General features: G+C 70.0%; 10 protein-coding genes. 5 read left to right on the forward strand and 5 right to left on the reverse strand.

Annotated elements, in window-relative coordinates; genetic code table 11:
• The first annotated feature begins 31 nt into the window (after nt 1-31).
• The 3 genes from ACYVIP_RS34215 to ACYVIP_RS34225 all read left to right on the forward strand — a co-directional run bounded on the left by ACYVIP_RS34215 (nt 32) and on the right by ACYVIP_RS34225 (nt 7,631).
• Entirely contained in the window at nt 32-4,381 is a 4,350-nt protein-coding gene (locus ACYVIP_RS34215; RefSeq protein WP_460403988.1) for an ExeM/NucH family extracellular endonuclease, read from the forward strand.
• A gap of 127 nt (nt 4,382-4,508) precedes the next feature.
• The gene (locus ACYVIP_RS34220; RefSeq protein WP_460403989.1) at nt 4,509-6,122 is read left to right on the forward strand and encodes an SLC13 family permease; all 1,614 of its coding nucleotides are present in this window, start codon (nt 4,509-4,511) and stop codon (nt 6,120-6,122) included.
• 36 nt (nt 6,123-6,158) lie between these two features.
• Nucleotides 6,159-7,631 (forward strand): serine/threonine-protein kinase, encoded by a 1,473-nt coding sequence (locus ACYVIP_RS34225; protein WP_460403990.1) that lies wholly within the window; start codon nt 6,159-6,161, stop codon nt 7,629-7,631.
• Between the two features lie 102 nt (nt 7,632-7,733).
• On the opposite strand, the gene ACYVIP_RS34230 is transcribed toward ACYVIP_RS34225, so the two are convergent.
• Together ACYVIP_RS34230 and ACYVIP_RS34235 are read right to left on the reverse strand one after the other, a co-directional pair.
• The gene (locus ACYVIP_RS34230) at nt 7,734-8,903 is read right to left on the reverse strand and encodes a hypothetical protein (RefSeq protein WP_460403991.1); all 1,170 of its coding nucleotides are present in this window, start codon (nt 8,901-8,903) and stop codon (nt 7,734-7,736) included.
• Nucleotides 8,904-9,047: 144 nt separating this feature from the next.
• Complete coding sequence (locus ACYVIP_RS34235; RefSeq protein ID WP_460403992.1) at nt 9,048-10,793, reverse strand: GDSL-type esterase/lipase family protein; 1,746 nt, start codon at nt 10,791-10,793, stop codon at nt 9,048-9,050.
• Nucleotides 10,794-11,080: 287 nt separating this feature from the next.
• Between ACYVIP_RS34235 and ACYVIP_RS34240 the strand changes: the two genes are divergently transcribed.
• On the forward strand, nt 11,081-11,890 hold the full coding sequence (locus tag ACYVIP_RS34240) for a hypothetical protein (protein ID WP_460403993.1): 810 nt from the start codon (nt 11,081-11,083) through the stop codon (nt 11,888-11,890).
• Between the two features lie 64 nt (nt 11,891-11,954).
• Here ACYVIP_RS34240 and trxA read toward each other — a convergent pair whose 3' ends face one another.
• Nucleotides 11,955-12,323 carry a thioredoxin gene (gene trxA, locus ACYVIP_RS34245; RefSeq protein WP_460403994.1) on the reverse strand — a complete coding sequence of 123 codons (369 nt, stop codon included), beginning with the start codon at nt 12,321-12,323 and terminating at the stop codon, nt 11,955-11,957.
• Between the two features lie 91 nt (nt 12,324-12,414).
• Here trxA and ACYVIP_RS34250 point away from each other — a divergent pair, with 91 nt between their 5' ends.
• The gene (locus ACYVIP_RS34250; RefSeq protein ID WP_460403995.1) at nt 12,415-14,706 is read left to right on the forward strand and encodes a helicase-associated domain-containing protein; all 2,292 of its coding nucleotides are present in this window, start codon (nt 12,415-12,417) and stop codon (nt 14,704-14,706) included.
• A 32-nt stretch (nt 14,707-14,738) separates the two neighbouring features.
• Here the strand turns inward: ACYVIP_RS34250 and ACYVIP_RS34255 are convergent, their stop codons facing one another.
• Nucleotides 14,739-15,965, reverse strand: a complete 1,227-nt coding sequence (locus tag ACYVIP_RS34255) for an exonuclease domain-containing protein (RefSeq protein ID WP_460403996.1) — start codon at nt 15,963-15,965, stop codon at nt 14,739-14,741.
• A 137-nt stretch (nt 15,966-16,102) separates the two neighbouring features.
• Nucleotides 16,103-17,545 (reverse strand): plasmid pRiA4b ORF-3 family protein, encoded by a 1,443-nt coding sequence (locus tag ACYVIP_RS34260; protein ID WP_460403997.1) that lies wholly within the window; start codon nt 17,543-17,545, stop codon nt 16,103-16,105.
• Nucleotides 17,546-17,575 lie beyond the last annotated feature (30 nt).

A 17,575-nucleotide genomic window follows, 5' to 3' on the forward strand; every position in this document is an offset into this window, starting at 1 on the left:
CAGGTTCGAACCGCCATGGGAGGCCCGCCAGATGCCAAGCAGACGCCTACGAGTCGTCGGTCCATCGATGGTCATCGCCGCCGCGACCGCGGTCACGATGGCCGGTGGCCCGGCGGCGCTCGCCGAGGAACCGGCCGCGCCGACGATCAGTGAGCTGCACTACGACAACCTCGGCACGGACACCGGTGAGGCGCTGGAGGTCGAGGCACCGGTCGGGTTCGACCTGACCGGCTGGCAGCTCGCCCTCTACAACGGCAACGGCGGCGCGGTGTACAACACCCGCGCGCTGTCCGGCACGGTCGACCAGACCGGCGTCGTGGTCGCCACCTACCCCACCGACGGCCTCCAGAACGGCTCCCCCGACGGCGTCGCGCTCGTCCGTCCGAACGGGACGATCGCGGAGTTCCTCAGCTACGAGGGCCAGCTGACCGCCGCGAACGGCCCGGCCAGCGGCGCGACCGCCACGGACATCGGGGTCGCGCAGGCCGCCGACACCCCGGTCGGCCACTCGCTGCAGAAGGTCGACGGCGTCTGGCAGGCGCCGGCGCCCCACTCCTTCGGCGCGCGCAACACCCCCGGCGAGGACCCCGGCCCGGACCCGGTCGGCTGCGACCTCACGGTCACCAACACGATCGCGCAGGTGCAGGGCACCGGCGACGCCTCGCCGCTGGTCGACACGCAGGTGGTGGTCGAGGGCGTGGTCACCGCCGACCACCGCACCGGCGGCTACCACGGCCTCTACGTGCAGACCGAGGGCTCCGGCGACCGCGCCCCTGCGCCGGGCACCGCCGCCGACGCCGTGTTCGTCTACCTGACCAACAACACCGCCAACCACCCGAACGTCGCCATCGGCGACCAGGTGCGGGTGCGCGGCACGGTCGGCGAGTACTTCGGGCTCACCCAGGTCACCATCGGCGCCCGCACAGACGTGCAGGTCTGCGCGAACGACGCGCCGCTGCCCGCCGCTGCCCCGCTCGGCCTGCCGCTGGACGCGGCCGCGCGCGAGTCGGTCGAGTCGATGGTGGTGGCCCCGGTCGGCGACTTCGCCGTCGCCGAGGTCTACAACACCAACCGCTTCGGCGAGGTCGTGCTCACCGCGGGCGACCAGGCCGCGCGCATCCCGACCGACCTGCACGCGCCGGGCACCCCCGAGGCGCAGGCGCTGGCCACCGCCAACGCGCTGGGCAGGCTGCTGGTCGACGACGGCCGCACCACGAACCTGTCCAACGCCGGCGAGGCGCCGCCGTATGTCTACCCGGACGCCCCGCTGCGGGTCGGCGACCAGGTCGAGGCGTTCGGCCCGACCGTGTTGTCCTACGGGTTCGACGAGTGGCGGCTGCAGCCGACCACCCCGGTGAACGCCACCACCCCGGCCATCGACCGGACCACGTTCAAGCAGACCAACCCGCGCACGGCCGCACCCGAGGACGTCGGTGGCGACCTGCGGCTGGCCAGCTTCAACGTGCTCAACTACTTCGTGCACTTCGGCGGCGAGGCCAGGGGCGCCAAGGACGAGGCCGGGCTCGCCAAGCAGCAGGCCAAGATCGTCTCCGCGATCGGCGCGCTGGACGCGGACGTGGTCGCGCTGGAGGAGATCGAGAACTCCGCCCGCTTCGAGGACAACGACCCGCAGCTGGCGCTCACCCGGCTGGTCGGCGCGCTCAACGCGGCGCAGGGCGCCGGCACCTGGGACTACGTGCGCTCGCCCGCCGAGCTGCCCGCTGCCGAGCAGCAGGACTTCATCACCACCGCGATCATCTTCAAGCCGGCGGCGGTGACGCCGAAGGGCGCGTCCCGGTCGATCAACGACGAGACGGTGTGGTTCAACGCCCGCGAGCCGATCGCACAGACCTTCACCGCCGGCGACGCGACGTTCACCGTGGTGGCCAACCACCTGAAGTCGAAGTCCACTTCGGACTCCGCGACCGGGGACAACGCGGACACCGGTGACGGCCAGGGCGCGTTCAACGGCGACCGGGTCCGCCAGGCGCGGTCGCTGGCGTCCTTCGTCGCGGGCCTGCGGGCCGACAGCGGCAGCGAGGACGTGTTGCTGCTCGGCGACTTCAACGCCTACACCCAGGAGGACCCGATGCGGGTCCTGCACGACGAGTCCTATGTGGACCTCAACGACACCGGCAAGGCCAGCTACGTGTTCGGCGGCGAGTCCGGCTCGCTTGACCACGCGGTGGCCTCGCCGTCGCTGGCGCAGCGGGTGACCGGGGTCGACGTGTGGCAGATCAACGCGCACGAGTCGTTCGCGTTCCAGTACGACGGTTTCCCGACCTTCTACGCCGCCGACCCGTACCGGGCCAGCGACCACAACCCGATCGTCGTCGGCCTGGCCACCTCGGCGCAGGGCCCGGCGGAGCTGAACCTGTTGGGCATCAACGACTTCCACGGCCGGCTGGAGTCACTCGGCGAGGGCGTCGGCGGGGCAGCGCAGCTGGCCGGGTTCGTCGACGCGCAGCGCGCGGAGAACCCGAACACGCTGTTCCTCTCCGCCGGGGACAACATCGGCGCGTCCACGTTCGTCTCCGCGATCGACGAGGACAACCCGACGCTGGACGCGTTGAACCTGATGGGCCTGGACGCCGCCGCGGTCGGCAACCACGAGTTCGACAAGGGCATGACCGACCTCACCGAGCGGGTCATCCCCCGCGCGGAGTTCCCCTACCTCGGCGCGAACGTCTACCGGGGTGACCAGCGCGCGCTGGAGGCCTTCACCGTGCGCGAGGTCGACGGCGTGCGGGTGGGCATCGTCGGCGTGGTGACCGAGCAGACCGCGTCGCTGGTCAGCCCGGACGGGATCGCCGGGATCACCTTCCGCGACCCGGTGGCCGAGGCCGAGCTGGTCGCCGGTCAGCTCAAGGACGGCGACGAGGCCAACGGCGAGGCCGACGTGGTGGTGCTGCTCGCCCACGAGGGCGCGGCCACGGAGAACATCGACTCGGTCGACGAGCTGCGCGCCGACCCGGTGTTCGGCGAGTTCATGGACCTGAGCGCGAACGTGGACGTGCTGATGTCCGGGCACACCCACCAGCCCTACGCGTTCACCGCGCCGATCCCGGGCACCGACCGGCTGCGGCCGGTGATCCAGGCCGAGGAGTACGGCCGCAGGCTGGGCAGGGCGACGCTGACCGTGGACCGGACGACCGGCGACGTCCTGACCACCGGGGCGCAGTTGCTCGACGTGGCCGGCGGCCAGGAGAACCCGGCGGTGGCCCAGCTCGTGGCCGACGCCAAGGCCAACGCCGACGTGCTCGGCCAGCGGCCGCTCGGCTCGATCACCGCCGACGTCAACCGGGCCAAGAGCCCCGACGGCGCCGACGACCGGGGCAGCGAGTCGGTGCTCGGCAACTTCATCGCCGACGTCCAGCTCGCCGGCACGGCCGACGATGGCCGGGGCGGCGCGCAGATCGCGTTGATGAACCCGGGTGGGCTGCGGGCCGACCTCACGCACGCGCCCGACGGCGTGGTCACCTACGCCGAGGCGTTCGCGGTCCAGCCCTTCGCCAACGACGTGGTGACCCTGTCCTACACCGGTGAGCAGCTCAAGCAGGTGCTGGAGGAGCAGTGGCAGCCGGACGGCGCGTCCCGGCCCAAGCTGCACCTTGGCGTGTCGACGGGCTTCCGCTACACCTATCTGCCGGACAACCCGGCGGGTGAGCGGATCACCTCGATGTCACTGAACGACACGCCGATCGAGCCGACCGGGACCTATCGGGTGACGGTGAACTCGTTCCTGGCCGCCGGTGGGGACAACTTCTTCACCCTGGCCGAGGGCACCGACCGGGCGACCACCGGTGACAACGACCTGACCATGCTCACCGCGTACCTGGCGGCGAACTCACCGGTCACCGCCGACGTGGCGCCGAGGGCGTCGATCGGCGAGCCGGAGCCGGCGTGCACCGAGACCATCACCGGCCTTCGGCTGTGGAAGGTGGAGGTGACCAGCGGGCAGACCTGCCTGGCCGACGCGGTGGTGCTCGGCTCGGTGACCGTGCGCGGTGGCGCGTCGCTGACCGCGACCGACGGCACCATCCTCGGCACGCTGACCGCGAAGTCGGCGGAGCGGGTGACCGTGACCGGCACGCAGGTGCTCGGCCTGGTGACGATCACCGGCACGACCGAGGCGGTCGCGATCGAGACCGCCACGGTGACCGGCACGCTGACCCTGCGCGACAACCAGGGCGCGATCACCCTCGACGGCTCGACGTTCACCGGACCGGTGACGCTGACCGGCAACCGAGGCGGCGTCCTGGTGGCGGCCAACCACGTCCGCGGCGTGCTGACCTGCCAGAACAATGACCCGGCACCGACCGATGAGGACCGGGCGAACACCGTGCGCGGCGCGGTGGTCGGCCAGTGCCGGCAAATGTGACGATTTGTCCGTGACGACGGCCCGTTCGATGAGCACATCGGACGGGCCGTCGTTATTTTGTGACCTGACATAGATCACATCGTGCGAGGATTCACCCTTCCCGCGTGATCCAGTGTTGGAGGGCGTCGTGTCGGAAGAGTCGGAAGATCGGACCAGCAACCGGACTGATGTTGACAAGGCCCTGCTGGGCCACGCGACCTATCGCAGCCTCGGTGAGCAGCGACTGTCACCGGGCGAGGAGAGATTCGAGAAGTCCCGGCGCACGGTCGGCCTGTGGCTGGCGCCGCTGGTGTCCGTGGTGTTCCTGCTGCTGCCGCTGGACATGCCCGACAACCAGCAGACCCTCGCCGGGGTGCTGCTCGGGGTGATCATCCTGTGGGTCACCGAGGCGGTGCCGATCCCGATCGGCGGCCTGATCGGGGTGGCCGCCATCGTGATCCTCAACGTCGTGCCACCGGACGACGCCCTCGGCCCGTTCGGCTCGTCGACGGTGTTCACGTTCATCGGCGCGTTCATCCTGGCGCAGGCCATGCTCAAGCACGGCGTGGCGCGGCGGTTCGCGTTCCGCATCCTGGCGATGCCCAAGGTCGGCAAGTCGACCACCGGGGTGATCGTCGCCTTCGGCGGGATCACCTGTGTGTTGTCGGCGTTCGTGTCCAACACCGCGACCGTCGCCATGCTGCTGCCCACCGCGCTCGGCATCCTGTCGGTGATCGCGAAGCTGCTGCAGGAACGTGGCCTGGTGGCGGCGAACTTCGACCCGCTGCGGCTGCGCGTCGGTGCCGCGCTCATGCTGATGCTGGCCTACGGCGCGAGTGTGGGTGGCCTGCTGACCCCGGTCGGCAGCCCGCCGAACCTGATCGGCCGAGGGCTGATCGAGGAGGCGACCGGCAAGCGCATCTCCTTCGCCGAGTGGATGGGCGCCGCGCTGCCGATCTGCGCGCTGATGTTCGTGGTGCTGGCCGTGGTGCTGTTGTTGTTGAACCGCCCGGAGATCAGGCGCATCGAGGGCGTCGAGGAGTACGTCGCGCAGCAGCGCGCGGAGATGGGACCGCTGTCGCGGGCGGAGAAGAACACGCTGATCGCGTTCGGCATCACGGTGACGCTGTGGATCTTCCCCGGCGTGATCGCGCTGATCTTCGGCACCGAGTCCGCTGTGTACGCCGAGATCTCCGACCGGCTCGACGAGGGCATCGTGGCGGTGCTCGGTGCGAGCCTGCTGTACCTGCTGCCGGTCGACTGGCAGAAGCGCGAGTTCACCCTGCGCTGGCGGGACGCGGCCGAGATCGACTGGGGCACGATCGTGCTGTTCGGCACGGGCATCATCTTCGGCTCGCTGCTCGCCTCGACCGGTCTCGCGGAGACCATCGGCAACTCGGCCTCCGAAGGGCTCGGCCTGTCCAGCGCGGTGACGATCACGATCTTCGCGGTGCTGCTGGCGATCATCGTGTCGGAGACGACGAGCAACACGGCGTCGGCGGCGGTGGTGGTGCCGATCATCATCCCGGTGGCGGTGGCGGCCGGGGTGGACCCGTTCGTGCCGGCGCTCGCGGCGACGTTCGCGGCGTCGTTCGGCTTCATGTTGCCGGTGTCGACGCCGCAGAACGCCGTGGTCTACGGCTCCGGCGCGGTGCCGATCACCACGATGATCCGCTCCGGGGCGTCGTTCGACGTACTCGGCGCGATCCTGATCATGGTGGCGATCCCGGTGATGGTGGCCGCGATCGGGATTGGCAGCTAACCGGATTCGCGCGGTGGCGGTCGGTAGTGTTTCGGCATGGCGCAGGACGAGGCCAGGCTGGTCGCCGGCCGCTACCGACTCGTCGAACCGTTGGGGCGCGGCGGCATGGGCGTGGTGTGGCGCGCGCACGACGAACTGCTCCACCGGGTGGTCGCGGTCAAGGAAGTCCACCTGCGGTTCGGGCTGGCTGAGCAGGCCGAGTACGCGGCGGCGCGTTCACTGCGAGAGGCGCGCGCCGCCGCCGGCCTGCGCCACCCCGGCATCGTCGCCGTGCACGACGTGGTCATCGAGAACGGCCAGCCGCTGATCGTGATGGAACTGGTCGCCGGGCAGTCGTTGGCCGAGGTCGTGCGCGGCCGAGGACTGTCCGGCGAGGCACAGGTGGCGGCGATCGCGCGGCAGGTGCTCGACGCCCTGCGGGCCGCGCACGCCGCCGGGATCCTGCACCGGGACGTCAAGCCGGCCAACATCCTGCTCGACGGTGACCGCGCCGTGTTGACCGACTTCGGCATCGCGGCGGTCAGCGGGGCCACCGCGCTGACCGAGACCAACGCGTTGGTCGGGTCGCCGGAGTACCTGGCGCCGGAGCGGGTGAACGGGCAGCCGGCGACCGAGGCGTCGGACCTGTGGTCGGTGGGCGTGACGTTGTGCGTGCTGCTGCGGGGCGAGTCGCCGTTCCAGCGGGAGGACACCCAGTCCACGTTGGCCGCGGTCCTCACCTACGACCCGCCGCCGGACCTGTCCGCCGGGCGGTTGTGGCCGGTGATCGAGGGCCTGCTGCGTAAGGACCCGGCGCACCGGCTGACCAGCGGGGCGGCGATGGAGTTGCTCGGCGGCGGGGTGCCGACCACCACGCTGACCCCGGTGGCGTCGCCGCGATCCCGTCGGCGGCACCGGATCGTGGCGTTGCTGGCGGTGTTCCTGCTGGTGGTCGGCGGCGCGGTGACCTGGGTGCTGTTGCCGACCGGTGAGACGGCCGCTGACCAGTCGCCACCGTCCGGGTCGCCGTCCGGGTCGGTGTCCGACGCGCCGGGGGCGCCGCCGGGGTTCACCAGGTACGAGGATCCGGCCGGCTACTCGCTGGCCGTGCCGCGTGGCTGGTACGGGGAGTCCTACGAGCAGGAGACGGACTGGTCGGCCGGCAACGACCAACGCAACACCCTGTGGATACACGTCGAATGGCAGGACGACGCCGAACCGAACGCCTCCCAGTTCATGCTCGCCTTCGAGCGCGGCGAGTTCTCCGCCTCTCCGGTGTCGGAGTATCAGCGGCTGAGGTTCTCCCCCGGGATGAGGGTGGCCGAACTGGAGTGCGTTTACCAGTACACCAAGGATGGCGCGACCTACGCGCACGACCTGCTGCGCACGATCATCACGGAGTCGGGTCGGCGGTACACGCTCACCCTGGCCGCGCAGACCACCGACGGCGCGGCCGCGACCGAGGCCATGTGGCAGGACAACCTGGCCCGGATCACCACGATCCTGAAGAGTTTCCAGGTCGAGTCGTGACAGAAGACGGGCTCGCCGCGGCACCTGATTCTGGAGGGCTCCCACGTCACATGAACGGGGAACCGTTGCGGGGTTCCCCGTTCATGCCCCTACATTTCTCTCCTACTTCTTGTTATCCGCCGACCCCGCCATTTCAGCAAAGTTGGCCCAGCCGCCCTCATTCACTATCCCGGATATTGCATCCTGGTTCGCTTCCGAGATACCGCTTCCCTCCTCACGAACCTGACTTGGTTGAGACTGGGACGGCGCAATCTCCCGGGTCTCGGTGTCGATTCTGGAAACTGGCATGTTGCCAGCGCTGAAGCCGACTCGCGATCTGGCATCGTCATAGACGGTGACATTTGGCGAGAACACACCTCCACCGAACTCGGCGGCCACACCGGTAGGTCGACCATACTCATCGTAGGACATGCCAACAAAGCCCACCGAGGTTTCGATCGACTTCCCTTCCTCCGGCGGCTTGTTCGACAGCCCGAAACTGAGGTCGCGACCCGGACCAAAACTTACCAAACTATACCCGCCGCCGAATGTCTCGGTCTGCCGACCATCGAGCGAATAGGACCGACCGTAGCTTCCGCAGACGCCACCTCTGCAGCCCGTTCCAGTAAAATCGGCCGTCATTTTTCCGAGACCGAGATAGTCCACAACCGAACCCCACCAGGAAGGTTCGACCATGGTGGGATCCGCGAAGGTGACGGGATCCCCGAAAACGTCCATGTCGGGCAACGTTTCTGGCGAAACAAGGCCACCCAGATCCACTCCCACCGGAAGACCGCCGGCGTATGGGCTCTCGTCGATGAACGACGTGTCCCAATTCTCGGCCGGGACATCCGAGTAAAAGTCGCCGTACACGTCGCCGAGGTCGCCGGTGGAGGCGTCGCCGTATACGGAACCAGTGCCCAGATAGCCATCGACGTCGGCCGGACTCTCCTGGAAGTCGCCAACAGTGCCGTAATCCCCGAAGTCACCTTCGGCGGGACCGTTATCCTCATAGCTGTCGTAACTGTCGTAACTGTCGTAACTGTCATAGCTGCCGGCGTAGTCACTGCCGGCATAATCGCTACCGGAATAGTCACTGCCGCCGTAATCGCCACCGGAATAGTCACTGCCGCCGTAATCGCCACCGTCCGAGTAGGCGTTGGCTGTGGCCGCTCCCCATGGACTTGCCATGACGAAGGCAGCGAAGGCGACGACCGTCAGAACGGCTTTCAACGGTCTGGCCGTTCGCCGCTCGACGGGCCCAGTACGCTTTTCACGTCCGAGATGTCGCATCCCTCCTCCTCTCCTGTTTCCGCTCACCGGCGCGCCGTCGGCGCCGGTTGATCTGGGTGCCACGAGCAAGGCACCGAAGCGCCCTGCGGGCACGCTCTCAGTTCCTTCCGGTTCGCAAATCCCGCCGACGCCCCGTCTTCTCCGTCATCGGTAGCTGTAGCGGAGCTTCTTGGGCGCCGGCTCCTCAGCGGTGTCGCCGGTCTCGGTGGCGGGCTGGTCGGTAGCAACCGGGGGGCAAGGCACCATGTCGACCGCCGCGGCCTCGGTCACGGCGCAGGGCAGCAGAGTGGCCTGTTCGACCTCGGTGTCCTCCCTGCGCTGCGAATCGTCAGGACGTTCCACGGCGTCGTCCCGCTCGGCACGCTGCGACCGATGGTTGTCCCAACGACTACCCGCCGGCTCCGTTTCCTCGGTCTCCTCCGGCTCGGTCCCCGCAGGCTCCGGCTGCTCGTCCGTCTCGACCTCGTCAGCCGGTGTGCCATCGGCTGCATCGGTCTCGTCCGACTCGAGCCGCCAGGCGGCCCATGACCGAGACGTCCGCTCTTCCTCGACCTCACCGTTCTCGTCGGCCTCCGCCGACTCGCCGGCCTCCGGCTCGTCCGCCGCGGGTACCGGCTCCTCACCGGTCGGCTCCCGCGGCTCGATACCCAGCACAACCGGCACCAGTTGCACGATCGGCTGCGCGACCACGACGACCTCCCGGACCACCGGAATCGAAACCGGCTCCCGCGCGGGCGCCTCCGGCCGCCGAGGCCCGTCCGCCTCCGAGCGCTCGCCCGGACGCGCGACCCGTGGCCGGTCCGGCGCCGTCTCGGGACGCGACTTGTCGAGACGCGCCTTGTCCGAGCGCCCGACCGTCGTCGGCACCTTCGCCACTGCGCGTTCCAGCGCGATGGCGTCGGTCCCGGTCGGCTCCTTCGCCGGTTCCTTCGGCGCCTCGACGCTCAGTGCCTTGGCAAGCGCGCCGACGATCGGTTCCGCGATCAGCCCCGCACCGTCCACGTTCGGCTGGAACACCTCACGCGTCCGATGATCGGCCGCCGGGCCGCCCTTGCCCGCGCTCAGGTCGTTCACCGCCGGGTCCTCGGCGTAGGCCTCGCGGCCCTCGAGCGTCCTGGAGACATCGGCCAGCGTGGCGCAGTCGCAGATCCGCACCGCGCGGTCGATCGCCGCGTTGAGCCGCTGGCCGAACTCCCGCAACCGGGTCAGCTCGTCGGCGCTGAACTCCTCGAAACCGGCCGACCTGCTCGGGTCGACCAGGAACGGGTAGTTCGTCACCACGATCTTGGCGTTCGGCGCCTTGGCCCTGGTCGCGTCGAGGACCTGCAGGAGCCGCGCCGTCAGCGTGGGCGCCAGACCCGGCTGCGACTTCGCGGCCTGCTCCCGGTACAGCGTGTCAGCGCCCAGCGCGCTCAGCCCTGGCTCGACGGTCGCCAGCAACGTGTCGAACGTCGACTCGTCAGCCGCGCCGGCCGCGGCGTGCATGAGCTGGGCGGACATCGCGTCACTGCCACCGAAGCCGACCACGATCACGTCCGCGTCCGCGCGGACCTGGTCGAGCTGCGGACTGTTGACCACCTTCCCGTCCAGTTCCTGCGGTCCGAAGAAGTCCATCGTCAGCGCCCCGGATGCCGCCGCGACCTTGGTGTCGACCGCGAGATCCGGATTCGCGGCCACCACTCGCGCCAGTGCCTGTGCCGGCGCGGCCTGGCGGGACTGGTGGCGCGCGTCGTTCGCGTCGAAGTACGTGCCGTGCAGGCCCTCGCCGGCGATCTGGGAGTCACCGACGAAGTCGACCTTGACCGGCGGTGGCGTGTCGTCGGCCTGCGCCGTGGTCGCGTTGCCGAGGGACAGCCCGAAAGCCATCCCGCCGGCGATCAACGCCGGCACCGGCCAACGTTGTCGTCGAGCGCGCATAGTTCCCCACTTCCCGTCTTACCTACGGTGATCGAGTGATCACGTAGCGGGCAGGCTATGGCCGGGCCTCACCCCGCGTCGAGAGCGCGCGGGGTGGAAGATTCCTTCTTCTGCCAGCCGAAAACCCTTGTATCGCAGGAAATCAGGGAGTGCCGAGACGTAGCGGCGGCGATGGCGCCGGAGCGTCGAGTGCGCACGGGGTGGAACATTCCCGGTTTGTTGGCACACCCATATGCTTGACAGAAATCTGGGGGTGGCGCGTGCTGCGGGTGACGGTTCGCGGATCGGGTGTGCCGACCGTGGTGCTCGGGTCGGGCGAGACGTTGGTCATCGGCCGGGAGCCGCAGTCGGTGTTGCCGGAGCTGACCCCGGACACGCAGCTGCGTTACACGCCGCTGGTCCTGCCACAGTGTGCCGAGCACGTGTCGCGGCTGTTGGGCGAGCTGGAGATCGGCGAGGAGGTCGTGCGGCTGAGCTGGCGCGGTGGCACCGAGGCGCAACTGGCCAGCCTGCTCGACGCGCCCGGCGGCGCCCGCAGGGTCGTGCTCACCGAGGGCATGTCCGCACAGCTCGACGACGGCGAGAACCAGCTGACCGTGTTGCGCGGCAAGGTGATCCGACCCGACGTGCTCGCCGACCACCTACTGGTCGTCGAGGCGGCCAGGGTCGACACGCCGGCGACCAGACCGGTCCTCCAACCGGCGAGCGGCACCACGACCAGAGACGCACCTGGCCTCGCGCCGGACAGTCGGGAGTGGTTCGTCGCGCTCGCACTGGCCGAACCGTGGCTGGTCGGCGCGGACGACTACCCCAGGCCACCGACCAACCGCGAGATCTACGAACGGATACTCGGCTGGCACGGCTACGCGTGGAACCTCGAACGGTCCCAGCGGGTCGACGAGGCGATGCGCCGGGTGTCCAGGGTGGCCTTCGGTCCTCGGGACGACCCGTTCCGCGTGACGGAGGGCCGGCGGGTGAGCAACGTGCGGTTCGCGGTCGGCCGGCGGGCGGCCGAGGTTCGCCTGGTCACCGCGCAGGACCTGACCGAGGTGGGGCAGCGGCGGCGCTGACCCGGTGCGCTTCGCCGCTCGGCGGGCCGATCGTCGTTCTCGTCCCGCCAGACCCGAACGCGGGTCAGTCCTCCTGCTGCTGTTCCTTGATCGCGGCGCGGACCTCGTTCATGTCGACCTCGCGGACCTTGCCGATCAGCTCGGCCAGTGCCGGGGCGGGCAGGGCGCCTGGCTGGGCGTAGAGCACCACGCCGTCGCGGACCGCCATCACCGTGGGGATGGAGGAGATGCCGAACGCCTGCGCGATCTCGGTCTGCGCCTCGGTGTCCACCTTGCCGAAGGTGATGTCGTCGTGTTCCTCCGACGCCTTCTCGAACACGGGCGCGAAGCCGCGGCACGGTCCGCACCACGCTGCCCAGAAGTCGATCAGCACCGTGCCCTCTGCGCTCACCACGTCGTTGAAGTTGTCCTCGGTCAGCTCAACCGTCGCCATGCGTCCTCCCTTGGTCACTGGGCACAACGCCCGAACCGGGGCGACTGTTCCAGGAGGTGGCCGATCGACCGCGTCCGGCAGAATTCCGGCCATGGGTTTCCCGTCCTTCCCCGAACACCTGGCCAACCTGGACCCGGCCGCGTTGACGCGGTTGCTGGCGGCACGTCCGGACATGCTGGTCGACCCGGTGCCGCGCGGGTTCACGCAGCTCGCCCAGCGCCTCGGCGGTGACCACTCACTGTCGCTGGCGATGCGCACGCTGAACCGGGACACCGTGATCGTCGGGCTGACCTGCGCCGTGCTCGGTGACTCGGCGACGGTGCCGGCAGTGGTACGGCTGCTCGACGCGCCGGCGACCGTGGTGCGCGAGTGCCTGGCCGACCTGTGCGACCGCGGCCTCATGTGGATCGACGGCGAGCGCGTACACCTGCCAGACCGCCTGCGGGAACACTGGGCCGCGGAAGTCGGCGGCGATCTTCCGGCGGCCGAGATGGCGCAGCAGGTGCTCGCCGATGAACTGCGGGTGGTCGCGGCCGGGTTGGGGGTCGCCGTCGACGGGCTGCGCAAACCGGAACTGATCGCGCGGATCTCCGACGCGATGGCAGATCCCCGCCCACTCGCCGACACCATCGCCGCGTTGCCCCCGGACGCCCGTGACCGGCTCCACGACCTGTGCCACGACCACTTCGAGTTCGGGTTCGGCTACTCCGAGCCGGGCCGGGATGAACTGACCGACCTGCTGGTCCGCGCCGGCCTCGTGCTGCGCCCCGGCCGGCGGCCGGCAGTGCCCCGGGAGGTCGCGACCGCCTTCTGGCTGGCCCACGACCGAGCCACGATCACCGGCAGGCCGGCCATCGCCCCGGCCGAGCCGGCCGCACCGGGTGTGCGCCGCGCTTCGCAGGCAGCCGCCCGCGAGGCCGTCCGCGCCGTGTCCACCCTGCTCGACCAGGCCCGCGCGCAGCCACTGGCCGCGTTGAAGAAGGGCGGCGTCGGCCCCCGGGAACGCACCCGCCTCGGCAAGTACCTGTCGATGCCGGCCGACGAACTGGTGCTGTGGATCGACCTCGCGCACGCCGCCGGCCTGCTGGCCGAGGTCACGGCCGGTTACGCGCCGACCGACGCCTACCAGGACTGGCGCGCGGCCGCACTCAGCGGCCAGTGGGCGGCGCTGGTCACCGCCTGGCAGCACCTCGAACACGCCCCGCTGAACCGGGAAATGGACGGGGACAAGGAACACCCGCCGCCACTGCCCCTGATGTCGGGGGCCGGCGTGATCCGGCGGGCGCTACTGGCCGCGACCGGCGGCGACAGGTCGGTGCGCGCCGCGGGAGCGGAGATCGACTGGTTCTGTCCGATGCACGGCTACCCGCCGGCGCAACGCGACGAGAAGGTGCGCGCGGCCATGCGGGAGGCCGAGTTGCTCGGCGTGTTCGCGGGTGACCGCCGCAGCGAGCTCGGCGAGCACCTGCTCGCCGACGCCGAGGACGACGACCTGGCCACGCGCTGCGCGGAGCTGTTGCCCGAGGCACCCTGCGAGGTGCTCCTCCAGTCCGACCTGACCGCGGTGGTGTCCGGCCAGCCGAGCGCGGCGGTGTCGAAGCTGCTGGCCAGCTCGGCCGTCCCGGAGGCTCGGGGAACCGCCGAGGTGTGGCGTTTCTCCGAGCAGAGCGTCCGCGGCGCGCTGGATGTCGGCTGGACCGCGGCGGGTCTGCTGAGCGAGCTGGCCACGGTGTCCAGTCGCGCGGTGCCCCAGCCGCTGGAGTATCTGGTGCACGACGCCGCGCGCCGCCACGGCAAGGTGCGGGTGCGCGGCATGCGGTCGTGCGTCGTGGCCGACGAGGTGCTCATCACCGAGATCGCCAGCACCCGCGCGCTGGCGAAGCTACAGCTCAGTCGGGTGGCGCCCACCGTGCTGTCGAGCCCGTTCGAGATCGACCACGTACTCGAGCGGCTGCGGGTCGCCGGCCTGTCGCCGATGGCCGAGGACTCGTCGGGCGTGGTGATCGTCGAAACCCGCGCGGAACACGAGGCGCCGACCACACGCCGCGCCCGGACCGCCAAGCGGCCGACCAGCCACACGCCCGCCAGCCTGGCCGAACAACTGGTCGCCGACCCGGCCGCGGCGGCCGGGTCGGCGACCTTCGACCTGCTGGCCAAGGTCAACCGCTACCTCGACAAGACGGAACTGACGCAGCTCGCCGACGCGGTGGACCACCAGCTGAACATCCTCATCACCTACCGCGACAGGAAGGACGGGCGCGTCAACCTCCTGATCCAGCCGAACGGCGTATTCGGCAACCAGCTCGACGCCTGGTGCCACCTGCGGGAGGCCGACCACGAGTTCGCCATCGCCGACATCGAGACCGTCGTGGCCACCGGCTGACCGCGCACCCGCCGCGCGTCGCGCTGAGGTGTTCAGCCGCCCAGTCGCTCAAGCATCGTGTCGAAGGCCGCCGCGGTCACGATGGGGATGCCGTACCGCTGGGCCTTGCGTGCCTTGCCGGACAACGAATCCGGATCCGCGGCGACGAGCAGGCGCGTCCGCCTGGTCACGCCACGCCCGGTGACCGTCAACCCGGCGACGACGGCGCGCCGCTCCCAAGCCCCGCGCTCCCCACCCAGCTGCCCGGTGAACGCGACCGTGTCCCCGACGTCGAGCCGGAACCGGTCCGGCGCCTGGGGTTCCGCACCGGTCGCCGCGGCCCGCAACGCGGCGTCGACGTCGCCCGACGCAAGGCCGAGCAGGCCGGCGACCCGTAGCAGGTCGTGCCGCTCGTCGTCGGTCACGACCTCGTCCCGCAACGCCACCTGAGCGAGCGAGTTGAGGTATCGGTGGTGCAGGTCCATCGCCACGGCGACCGAGATACCCAGCGACTCGGCCAAGTCCAGCAACGCGTCCTGCTCGCTGGCCGACAGGTGCCGGTCGAGCAACGCCCGGTCGAGCAGGGCGAGGTAGTCGTCGGCGTGTGGCACGTCCGGTACCCCGGGCAACCGGTCGACGAGACGGGCGAGGAAGTCCGGTTGCCGAGTGCCGGGCGTGCTTCGGTGGTGGGTGCGCCCGCTCGGCTCTGGCAGGGCGGGCCAGGTGGGTTCGGTCGAGAACAGCGCCGACCAGGGCTCCGGCCGGTCGGCCAGCCGGATGAGGTGGCCGAGCAGTTCCGCCGCAGACCGCGCGTCATGCAGGGCGGAATGCGCCGCGACCTGCCGAATACCCACTATCGCGCAGCAGGCGGCCAATGACCGTGCCGAACTACGCAAATACCGGCCCGACAGGTTCATCGTGCACAGCCCGAGTTCGACGTCCACCGGCACCGACAAGCCGAGCCGGTCGAACTCGTATCGCAGGAACCGGGCATCAAATGCCAGATTGTGCGCGACGATTACCCGACCCTTGAGAAACATCGCAACATCCGGCGCGATGTCCGCGAAAGTGGGCGCCAACCGGACATCGCTTGCCTGAATTCCGTGCACGTGCTGCGGGCCGAGGTCGCGCTCCGGGTTGACGAGCGTGCTCCACTCGTCGGTGATCGCGCCGTCGCGGCCCACCAGGACGATACCGATCTCGGCAATGCGGTTGTGCCACCGACCCGCGAACAATCCGGTCGTCTCGACATCGACCACCGCGTACCCAACGGATTCCATCGCACCACTCCAGAGATTTGGGCAAAATTCGGCCGTACCCTGTTTCGCCGAACCGGAAGCCCGCGTTGCGTCCCTTATCGCGATGATACTGATCCGTAATCAGTACCGATGAAAGAATTCCGTGAAATACTGGGCGGTCAGGTGGTCAGCGCCGCCCTGGCGAACAGGGCGCCCGCTGATGTCGGCAGCTCCCGCCCTTCCCCGGGCCTGCCCTCCCACGCCAGTCCGCCAAGACGCCGCAGCAGACTGCTCATCTGCAACGTCGCGTCACCGGGATGAAGCACCGGGGTCCCGTCGCCGTGGGCCCAGCCGATCGCGCGGAGCAGTTCGACGACGGTCGCGTTGAGGTCGTCGGTGCTACGCGCGGCGGTCAGCAGCAGGAGGGCGAGCCCGCCGTGCGTCCGCCAGGTGTCCTTGGAACGCGGCGGGGTCTGGCTGGCGAGTTGCCACCACAGCGCGACCGGATCCGTGCGCACCTGGCTGCCCTTGGTGGTCAGCAACAGTTTCCCGCGATACTTGCGCAGCAGCCCGGCCCGCTGGGCCGACTCGCGCAGGTTCAGCACCGGCAGTGTCTGCACCTCGCGGTTCTTCTTACCGATCCACTCCTCGGCCAGATCGAGCGCGGCCACGGCCGCCTCGACGTGGGCCGGCGGGAGATAACCGGCGCCGGTCAACGTGATGCCGTCGGAACCGACATGATCCAGCAGCCAGGTGTACGGCCGCACCATGCGCGCGGCGGTTTCCGGATCGAGGTCCACCGGGGTGTCCAGGGCCGCGTCGGCGAGCAGCTTCCGCACCAACCGCTGGCCACTGGCGGTCCGGACCGCGTCCGTCAGCTCCCGGAGCGGCTCCGGCACAACGGCTGGACTCGATTCTTCCGCGAGTGCTCGGGTGATCTCATCGGCGTCGAACGGGGTCAGGGTGTACCCCGGGTCGGTGCCGTAGTACTCGCGGTAGGCCGCGAGCGCGTCCCGATGGTCAGGCCGGCTCGGGTCCGTGGCGGCGGCGACCAGTTCGTAGCCGGGGACCCCGCCACAGTCCTCGGGTGGACCCGGACGGCTCCCGGCGGTGCACACCGCCCGGGGCGCGGTGGCCGCCCGCGGCCGTACGGCCTCCAGTGCGACGGTGTGCTGCCAGTAGTCGCCGAAGTCGTAGATGTAGGTCAACTCGTCGCCGGCCTCGGCGAGCACCTCGTCCAGGCGGACCTCGTTCTCCGGGACGCCCTCGTCGCCCTCCTCGACGTCGAACGGGCACAGGAAGTTCTCGTCGCCGAGGGAGAACCGGTGCAGGTGGCTGTCGGTCCAACCGAACGCGACCTGGACGATGTCGTGCAGCTCGTTCAGGAACAGGTCCGAGGCGACCTCGAGCCGCCGCCACAACGGCGGCTCGGTCTCGTCCAGGTCCACACGCAACCGATAGGTGACGACATCGGTCCGGCGCGGTCGCCGTCGGGATGGCACCGCGAACGCGTCGGCGCCGGTACGCAGGAACCGCGGCATTTCGAACTGCTGGTCGCTACCTGTGCCCGTCGCCGCGGCGGTGAACCGCGCAACCAGCCCATGATCACGTTCGATGGCCATGAACCGACGCTATCGAGTGCCCGATCGGCG

Source organism: Actinophytocola sediminis, assembly GCF_054779715.1.

Bases quoted from the DNA above. Each gene is read 5' to 3' on its own strand.
- ACYVIP_RS34215 (WP_460403988.1), top strand. From the start codon at position 32: ATGCCAAGCAGACGCCTACGAGTCGTCGGTCCATCGATGGTCATCGCC.
- ACYVIP_RS34225 (WP_460403990.1), top strand. From the start codon at position 6,159: ATGGCGCAGGACGAGGCCAGGCTGGTCGCCGGCCGCTACCGACTCGTC.
- ACYVIP_RS34230 (WP_460403991.1), bottom strand. From the start codon at position 8,903: ATGCGACATCTCGGACGTGAAAAGCGTACTGGGCCCGTCGAGCGGCGA.
- trxA (WP_460403994.1), bottom strand. From the start codon at position 12,323: ATGGCGACGGTTGAGCTGACCGAGGACAACTTCAACGACGTGGTGAGC.
- ACYVIP_RS34250 (WP_460403995.1), top strand. From the start codon at position 12,415: ATGGGTTTCCCGTCCTTCCCCGAACACCTGGCCAACCTGGACCCGGCC.
- ACYVIP_RS34255 (WP_460403996.1), bottom strand. From the start codon at position 15,965: ATGGAATCCGTTGGGTACGCGGTGGTCGATGTCGAGACGACCGGATTG.
- ACYVIP_RS34260 (WP_460403997.1), bottom strand. From the start codon at position 17,545: ATGGCCATCGAACGTGATCATGGGCTGGTTGCGCGGTTCACCGCCGCG.